The organism is Haloferax sp. Atlit-6N (genome assembly GCF_003383195.1).
Lineage (GTDB): Archaea > Halobacteriota > Halobacteria > Halobacteriales > Haloferacaceae > Haloferax > Haloferax gibbonsii.
In genome coordinates this window covers 1-468 of record NZ_QEQJ01000298.1, presented here as the reverse complement: position 1 = coordinate 468, position 468 = coordinate 1, and the positions used below count along the sequence as shown (strand labels likewise).

Here is a 468-nt window from a genome sequence, read left to right as displayed (position 1 = left end):
TAGCTCATCTGATTAGCTCATCTAATTGGCTCATTTAGTCAGCTTATCCAATCTCTTGGCCTAGTTTGGTACTCGCTTGCTCCGATCTAACGAGCAAATCGACATTTTGCGACACACTAGACGGAAAATGCCAGTGCGGAAGAATAGCTAAATAAGTTAGATGTATAACTCAGCTATTTAACTTAGTGCCTGAAATTAGCTAAAGCGGCATTTTCAGTCTTCTTGTATACTATTAGTATGCACAAAAATTGGTCAATATGGAGCCGGTCTTTGCATCTTCCCTTAGCGGCTGTACCGTAATGACGACCGATGGTGTCAAGATTGGAACTATAGAGAATGTCACAATGAATGTCAAGACAGGGAAACTTGAATACCTACGTGTTGAACCTAATGGCCAGACAACTGGGGGCTTCAATCGGATCGAAGATGGAATGTTACTTGTCCCTGCTAATAGGGTCGAAGCAAAAC

1 protein-coding gene is annotated in these 468 nt (G+C 42.1%); it reads left to right on the top strand.

Annotated features, from left to right (window positions below; all coding sequences use genetic code 11):
• Positions 1 to 257: 257 nt before the first annotated feature.
• A partial coding sequence (locus DEQ92_RS24610; protein ID WP_147299593.1) for a PRC-barrel domain-containing protein occupies positions 258 to 468 on the top strand: 211 nt, incomplete at its 3' end.